At 68.2% G+C, this 6,036-nt stretch carries 6 protein-coding genes; all 6 read left to right on the top strand.

What is annotated here, in order from left to right; genetic code table 11:
* Nucleotides 1-1,119 (top strand): hydantoinase/oxoprolinase family protein (locus tag JNL31_RS11145; protein WP_294973236.1); only part of this gene is annotated, 1,119 nt, incomplete at its 5' end.
* 1 nt (nucleotide 1,120) lies between these two features.
* Nucleotides 1,121-1,849, top strand: coding sequence for an ABC transporter ATP-binding protein (locus JNL31_RS11140; protein ID WP_294973234.1), 729 nt, complete (start codon nucleotides 1,121-1,123; stop codon nucleotides 1,847-1,849).
* Nucleotides 1,849-2,568 (top strand): ABC transporter ATP-binding protein, encoded by a 720-nt coding sequence (locus tag JNL31_RS11135; protein ID WP_294973233.1) that lies wholly within the window; start codon nucleotides 1,849-1,851, stop codon nucleotides 2,566-2,568. Before JNL31_RS11140 ends, JNL31_RS11135 begins: the two co-directional genes overlap by 1 nt.
* Nucleotides 2,565-3,473 (top strand): branched-chain amino acid ABC transporter permease, encoded by a 909-nt coding sequence (locus JNL31_RS11130; RefSeq protein WP_294973231.1) that lies wholly within the window; start codon nucleotides 2,565-2,567, stop codon nucleotides 3,471-3,473. Before JNL31_RS11135 ends, JNL31_RS11130 begins: the two co-directional genes overlap by 4 nt.
* 2 nt (nucleotides 3,474-3,475) lie before the next feature.
* Nucleotides 3,476-4,540 carry a branched-chain amino acid ABC transporter permease gene (locus tag JNL31_RS11125; protein WP_294973229.1) on the top strand — a complete coding sequence of 355 codons (1,065 nt, stop codon included), beginning with the start codon at nucleotides 3,476-3,478 and terminating at the stop codon, nucleotides 4,538-4,540.
* An 11-nt stretch (nucleotides 4,541-4,551) separates the two neighbouring features.
* The gene (locus JNL31_RS11120) at nucleotides 4,552-5,724 is read left to right on the top strand and encodes an ABC transporter substrate-binding protein (RefSeq protein WP_294973227.1); all 1,173 of its coding nucleotides are present in this window, start codon (nucleotides 4,552-4,554) and stop codon (nucleotides 5,722-5,724) included.
* Nucleotides 5,725-6,036: the final 312 nt, after the last annotated feature.

Here is a 6,036-nt window from a genome sequence, read left to right as displayed (position 1 = left end):
GGCGGCGGCTCGATCGGCTGGATCGACAGCATGGGCCTGATGCAGATGGGGCCACAGTCGGCGGGCTCGGAACCCGGCCCGGCAAGCTATGACCAGGGCGGCGAGAAGCCCACCACGACAGATGCGAACCTGGTGCTCGGCTATCTCAACCCCGATGGCCTTGTGGGCGGTCGCCTGCCGCTGAACGTCGAAAAGGCCCGCCGCGCAATCAAGACCCATCTCGCCGACCCGCTGGGGATCAGCGTGGAAAAGGCTGCGCATGGCATGTTCACCATCGTAAACAACAACATGGTCAACGCGATCCGCCGCGTTTCGGTGGAACGTGGCTATGACCCGCGCGACTTCGTGCTGAACTGTGCGGGCGGGGCTACGGCGGCGCATATCACCGCGCTGGCGCGCGAGATGGGCATCCGCAAGGTGCTGATCTCCAAGCTCGCCTCGGGCCTTTGCGCCTTTGGCCAGATCCTGTCGGACGTGAAGTACAACTACATGGCCCCGGTCGCCGCACGGCTGGAGGGCGCGGAATCGGCCGCCCGGCTGAACGCGCTCTTCAACCAGCTCGAGTCGCGGGGGCGCGGCGACCTGATGGCCGACGGTTTCACCGACGAGCGCATCTCGGTGCGTCGCAGCCTCGACATGCGCTATGTCGGGCAGGTGCATGAATGCACGGTGGACATCGACCCGTTCGAGATCACCGAAGCCGCGCTGGAGCGCCTGAAGGCCGCCTTCCATGCCCGCCACGAGGAGCTGTATACCTATTCCGAACCGCACAGCGCGGTCGAGGTTGTGAACGTCGAAAGCGCGATCACCGGCGTTGTGGACAAGCCTGCCCGGATGACTTCTGCCCCCGGCAACGGCGCGCATTCCGCCCTCAAGGGCACGCGCGAGATGATCTTCTCGGCCAGCGGGATTCCGCAGGACACACCGGTCTATGACGGCGCGATTCTGGGGGCCGGGGATCGCGTCGCCGGGCCGGCCGTCATCCAGGAGGTGACGACAACCATCGTGATCGAGCCGGGCTGGACCGCCGAACTCGACGCCTCGGCGGTCTATGTCCTGACGATGACGGTCGATGCCGCGGCCCCGCCGCGCACCGCCCGCGCCGTCGAGGTTGCCTGACATGGTCCTTGCGCTGGACCAGGTGGGGGTCGCCTTCGGTGGCTTCCGGGCGCTGAGCGAGGTGACGCTTGCCGTCGCTCCCGGTCAGATCGTGGGGCTGATCGGTCCCAATGGCGCCGGCAAGACCACCTGCGTCAACGTCCTGACCGGGTTTCAGCGCCCGACCTCTGGCCGGGTGCTGCTGGCGGGGCGCGCTGTCTCGGGCCTTGCCGCCCATCGCATCCGCCGTGCCGGGGTGGCGCGCACCTTCCAGGCGGGGCGGCTTTTCACCGGACTCGACGTGCTGGACAATCTGGCCTGCACCGGCGTCGGCCTCGGCCTGCGCCGCCGCGAGGCCGAGCATCAGGCCAGCGCGCTATTGGCCTGGCTGGGCATCGCCACACTGGAAAGCCGACCCGCCGCCGGTCTGCCCTATACCGACGAGCGGCGCGTGGCCATCGCCCGCGCCCTGATGGGCGGGCCGCGCTTCCTGCTTTTGGACGAACCTGCGGCCGGCATGTCGGAAACCGAGGCGGCCGATCTGGCCGCCGTGATCCGCCGCATCGCCCTGGAACGCGGTATCGGCTGCCTGTTGATCGAACACAACGTCGGGCTGGTCCTCTCGCTCGCCTCGGACGTGGTGGTGCTGGATGGCGGACGGGTCATCGAGCGCGGCGACCGCGCGGTAATCCTTGGCTCGCAGGCGGTGCGCGAGGCCTATCTCGGCGCCAACCTGCCGGAGGCGGCGTGATGTCGAAGCTGGCGGTTCATGACCTCGCGGTGCGCTACGGCAAGCTGACGGCGCTGGCCGAGCTATCCTTTGCCGTCGCAGAGGGTGAGCGGGTCTTCATCTCGGGGCCGAACGGGGCGGGCAAATCCTCGCTCTTGGCGGCCATCGCCGGATCGGTGCGCGCCGCCCATGGCCGGATCGAGATGGACGGCGACATTCTCTCGGGGCTTTCCCCAGAGGCGATTGCCCGGCGCGGTCTGTCCATGGTGCCCGAGGGGCGGCGCATCTTTGCCGGACTGACGGTGCAGGAAAACCTGATGGTTGGCACCGGAATGCGTCGCGACCGGGGGGCCATCGCCGACGACATCGCGGCGATGTTCGCAGCCTTTCCCATCCTGGCCGAACGCGCCCGGGCCCCGGCGGGGGCGCTTTCGGGCGGCCAGCAGCAGATGCTGGCGATTGCCCGCGCACTGATGACCAACCCCAAGGTCATCCTGGTGGACGAACCCTCGCTCGGCCTCGCGCCCAAGGTGGTGGACGAGGTCTACGACCGGCTGACCGGGCTGCAGGACCTGCGCGGCCTGACCATGATCATCGTCGAACAGTCCTCGGCCCGGGCGGCGCGGGTCGGCGGTCGGATGCTGCTGATGCGGGGCGGACGGATCATCGCCGACGGCGACGCCGCCGGTTTCGCCGCCCGCGACCTTCTGGCCGAAGCCTATTTCGGAGAACCGGCATGAGCCTGCAGCTTCTGTTCGACGCCCTGGCGCTGGGGGGCATCCATGCCATCGCGGCGCTTGGCATCGCCCTGATCTTCGGCGTGATGCGGCTGGTCAACTTCGCGCATGGACAGTTCATCGCCTGCGCGGTCTTCGCGCTGATCCTGCCGTCGGCCGACGCGCTGGCCGTCCTGGGGTTGGGCCGTCTGCCCGCGCCGGTGCTGGTGCCGGTGATCCTGTCGGTGGGGGCCGGGCTGGCGCTCGCCGCCGAGGCGCTGGTGTTCCGGCCGATGCGCAACGCCTCGCCCGTGACACTGATGGTCGGCAGCTTCGCCCTGGGCGTGGCGCTCCAGAACCTGCTTCTGGTGCTCTACGGCGGGCGACCGAAGGCCATCAGCCTCTGGGCCGGGCTGGGCCATCCGGTGCGGATCGGCTCGGCCGAGGTGCCTCTGCTGCAACTGATCGTCATCGCCGCGATCATCGTCATCCTGGTCGGCCTGGCGTTGCTGCTCCGTCGCAGCCGGATCGGGCTGGAAATGCGGGCGGCGGCCGAGGATTTCGGCATGGCGCGGATGCTCGGAGTGCCGGCGAACCGGGTGATCTCGGGGGCCTTCGCGCTGTCGGGAAGCCTTGCCGCGGTGGTGGCGCTGGTCCTTGTGGCGCAGACCGGGATCGCCGACGTGCGCATGGGCGGGCAGATCATGCTGGTGGCCTTCATCGCAACAGTCGTCGGCGGCATGGGCAGCCTGTCGGGGGCAGTGGTGGCGGGGCTTGGCATCGGCGCGGTCTCGGCGCTGTTGCAGGCAGGCCTGCCGCCCGAGGCGCGGCCGTTCCGCGACGCCTTCCTCTATGCCGCGGTCATCCTTGTCCTTCTTTTCCGTCCGCAGGGGCTGTTCGCCCCGGTCGGCACCAGAACGCGGGTCTGAACATGTTGAGACAACACGGCATCCGCCGCCGCATGGCGGCCACCACACCCCTGATCCTGGCCGTCCTGCTCTTGGCCTTCGTCATCGCCGTCAGCCTGACCCATGATCGCGCGCTGGCCCGCATGGCGGCCGAGACGCTGATCCGTGTCACGCTGGTGGTGGGGTTCTGGATCTTCGTGGGCAATTCCGGGGTGGTCAGCTTCGGCCACGCCGCCTTTGCCTGCCTTGGCGCCTATGTCTCGGCCTGGACCACGCTGAAACCGGCGATGAAGGCGACATTGCTGCCGGGCCTGCCAGACTGGCTTGCCGCTGCCGAATGGCCAGTCGCGGCGGCCGCCGTGGCGGGCGGCGGCGTGGCGGCCCTGGTGGCGCTGGCCACGGGTGCCGCGATCCTGCGGCTTTCCGGCATCGCCGCCTCGATCGCGACCTTCGCCTTCCTCGCCATGGTCAACACCATCTGGTCAAACTGGACGCCGATGACCGGCGGTACCTCTTCGGTCGTCGGGCTTGAGCGCTATGTCACGCCCTGGGCGGCCCTCGCATGGGCAGTGGTGGCTCTGGCGGTGGCGGCGGCCTATGGCGCATCGGCCTCGGGCCTCGCCCTGCGCGCAACTCGCGAGGACGAGGTCGCGGCAGCCGCCTCGGGCATCGACCGCTATCGTCATCGCCTGCTGGCCTATACGCTTTCGGCCTTCTTCTGTGGTGTCGGTGGCGCGCTGACCGGCCATTTCATCGGCGTCATCAACCCCGACAGCTTCTATCTGAGCCTGACCTTCCTGATGCTGGCCATGCTGGTCGTGGGCGGGATCGGCTCGCTCTCGGGGGCGGTGGCGGGGGTCATGGCCCTGTCGCTGGCGGTCGAACTCCTGGTGCGCATGGAGAAGGGCGTGACCCTTGGCGTCACCACCTTCGCGCTGCCCCCCGGCAGCCAGGAAATCATCATCGCGGTGGCGATGATCCTCGTCCTGATCTTTCGCCCCGCCGGTCTTCTGGCCGGGCGCGAGATCATGCTTCCCGCGCGCTGGGTCGGCGGGCGGGCCGACCGAACAACTGACCCGACATCATGAGGAGGAACCCGATGAAACTTGCCCCCGGCATCCTGGCCACGCTGGCCCTTGCCACCCCGCTGAAGGCCGAAGACCTGACCATTGGCTTCGCCATCGCCAAGTCCGGCTGGATGGAGGCCTATGACACGCCCGCCGCCACTGCCGCAAAGATCCGCATCGACGAGATCAACGCCGCCGGGGGCCTTCTGGGCCGCCAGATCAAGGTGGTCGAGGCCGACACCCGAACCGACCGCGCCGAAAGCGCCAAGGCCGGCCTTGATGTGGTCGACCAGGGCGCCGAGATGATGGTCGTCTCCTGCGACTACGACTTTGGCGCTCCGGCCGCCCTTGTGGCCGAGGGCGAGGGGATGAACAGCTTCTTCCTCTGCGCCGAGGACGTGAAGGCCGGCATCCAGGGCGTGGGGCCGAACAGCTTCTCGTCCTCGGTGCTGGCGCCGGTGCAGGGCGCGACCATGGCGGAATGGAGCCACGCCCGGCGCGAGGCCCGCACCGCCTATGTGCTGGAGGACACGTTCATCGAATACAACAAGGGCATCTGCAAGGGCTTTGATTGGATGTTCCCGCAGCTTGAAGGCGCCTCCATCGTCGGCAGCGACACGTTCAAGAACGACGATGCCTCGATCGCCAGCCAGATCACCCGTATCAAGGCCCTGCCCGAGGAACCCGACGTGATCATGCTCTGCTCGGTCATGCCGGGGGCGGCGGCAGCCGTCCGCCAGCTGCGCGCCGCAGGAATCAATTCGCTGATCCTGAACGGCTCGGCGGTGGACGGGTCCTACTGGCTGGACGCCACGCCTGACCTTTCCGGGTTCGTCGTGCCGGTACAGGGGTCGATCTACGGCGACGATCCCCGCCCCGAGGTCGAGGCGTTCAACAAGGCATACGAGGCCAAGACCGGCGCCCGTCCGGCCAGCCAGTATGCCTATCCGGGCTATGTGCTGATCGACCTCTGGGCCAAGGCGGTCGAGCACGCCGGCACGACCGAGGGCGCCGCCGTGACCGCCGAGCTTGAACGGATGACCGATGAGCCCACGGCCTTTGGCCCGCGCAGCTTCACCCCCGAACTGCATCACCAGAACACGGCGCTGATGCAGATCATCGAGATCACCGGCGGCAAGCCCGCGCGGGTCGATGAGTGGCGCATCTCGCAGCCGGTGCCGCTGGACGTGTTGATGGGGCAGTAAGTCCGGGGGCGGGCGGGGGCTTCCCCTGCCCGCCTCGCAAGCAGGGCGGCGCGCAGGCCGAAACCACAAATAGCTCGACAACCTCGTCGAGCACGACCACCGGACGATCAGGAAGCGGATCCGGGCCAGGATCGAGTTCAGACCCGTCGTCTCGGCTTCGACGACGCTCGAAGGCATCGAGGACTTTGTTCCCGCGATCCCGGGCGCGAGAATTGCCGAAAAAAGTATTTGACTGTATGTTCAGTCTATTTAATCCTGTCCCATAGAATGAGTCCCGCCGCACAAGCGCGGCGGACCGCAACAGGAAGGGCA

This window comes from Tabrizicola sp., assembly GCF_016792905.1.
Lineage (GTDB): Bacteria > Pseudomonadota > Alphaproteobacteria > Rhodobacterales > Rhodobacteraceae > Tabrizicola.
This window is presented reverse-complemented; position numbering and strand designations above follow the sequence as displayed.

Bases quoted from the DNA above. Each gene is read 5' to 3' on its own strand.
- JNL31_RS11125 (WP_294973229.1), top strand. From the start codon at position 3,476: ATGTTGAGACAACACGGCATCCGCCGCCGCATGGCGGCCACCACACCC.
- JNL31_RS11135 (WP_294973233.1), top strand. From the start codon at position 1,849: ATGTCGAAGCTGGCGGTTCATGACCTCGCGGTGCGCTACGGCAAGCTG.
- JNL31_RS11120 (WP_294973227.1), top strand. From the start codon at position 4,552: ATGAAACTTGCCCCCGGCATCCTGGCCACGCTGGCCCTTGCCACCCCG.
- JNL31_RS11130 (WP_294973231.1), top strand. From the start codon at position 2,565: ATGAGCCTGCAGCTTCTGTTCGACGCCCTGGCGCTGGGGGGCATCCAT.
- JNL31_RS11140 (WP_294973234.1), top strand. From the start codon at position 1,121: ATGGTCCTTGCGCTGGACCAGGTGGGGGTCGCCTTCGGTGGCTTCCGG.